This window comes from Aeromonas sp. QDB23 (assembly GCF_027707745.1).
Classification (GTDB): domain Bacteria; phylum Pseudomonadota; class Gammaproteobacteria; order Enterobacterales; family Aeromonadaceae; genus Aeromonas; species Aeromonas allosaccharophila.
The window spans coordinates 1-957 of sequence record NZ_JAPCJA010000160.1; the positions used below are offsets into that span (position 1 = coordinate 1).

The following is a 957-nucleotide window of genomic DNA, read 5'->3' on the forward strand; positions in this document are numbered from 1 at the left end:
TGTTGTGCAGCCAGCTCCTGACAGTTCAATATCAGAAGTGATCTGCACCAATCTCGACTATGCTCAATACTCGTGTGGGCTCTGTTGCAAAAATCGTGAAGCTTGAGCATGCTTGGCGGAGATTGGACGGACGGAACGATGACGGATTTCAAGTGGCGCCATTTCCAGGGTGATGTGATCCTGTGGGCGGTGCGCTGGTATTGTCGCTATCCGATCAGCTATCGCGACCTTGAGGAAATGCTGGCGGAACGCGGCATTTCGGTCGACCATACGACGATCTATCGCTGGGTCCAGTGCTACGCCCCGGAGATGGAGAAGCGGCTGCGCTGGTTCTGGCGGCGTGGCTTTGATCCGAGCTGGCGCCTGGATGAAACCTACGTCAAGGTGCGGGGCAAGTGGACCTACCTGTACCGGGCAGTCGACAAGCGGGGCGACACGATCGATTTCTACCTGTCGCCGACCCGCAGCGCCAAGGCAGCGAAGCGGTTCCTGGGCAAGGCCCTGCGAGGCCTGAAGCACTGGGAAAAGCCTGCCACGCTCAATACCGACAAAGCGCCGAGCTATGGTGCAGCGATCACCGAATTGAAGCGCGAAGGAAAGCTGGACCGGGAGACGGCCCACCGGCAGGTGAAGTATCTCAATAACGTGATCGAGGCCGATCACGGAAAGCTCAAGATACTGATCAAGCCGGTGCGCGGTTTCAAATCGATCCCCACGGCCTATGCCACGATCAAGGGATTCGAAGTCATGCGAGCCCTGCGCAAAGGACAGGCTCGCCCCTGGTGCCTGCAGCCCGGCATCAGGGGCGAGGTGCGCCTTGTGGAGAGAGCTTTTGGCATTGGGCCCTCGGCGCTGACGGAGGCCATGGGCATGCTCAACCACCATTTCGCAGCAGCCGCCTGATCGGCGCAGAGCGACAGCCTACCTCTGACTGCCGCCAATCTTTGCAACAGAGCC

General features: G+C 59.5%; 1 protein-coding gene. It reads left to right on the forward strand.

Annotated elements, in window-relative coordinates; all coding sequences use genetic code 11:
• The first annotated feature begins 138 nt into the window (after positions 1-138).
• Positions 139-903, forward strand: coding sequence for an IS6-like element IS6100 family transposase (locus tag PG888_RS22960; protein WP_001389365.1), 765 nt, complete (start codon positions 139-141; stop codon positions 901-903).
• Positions 904-957 lie beyond the last annotated feature (54 nt).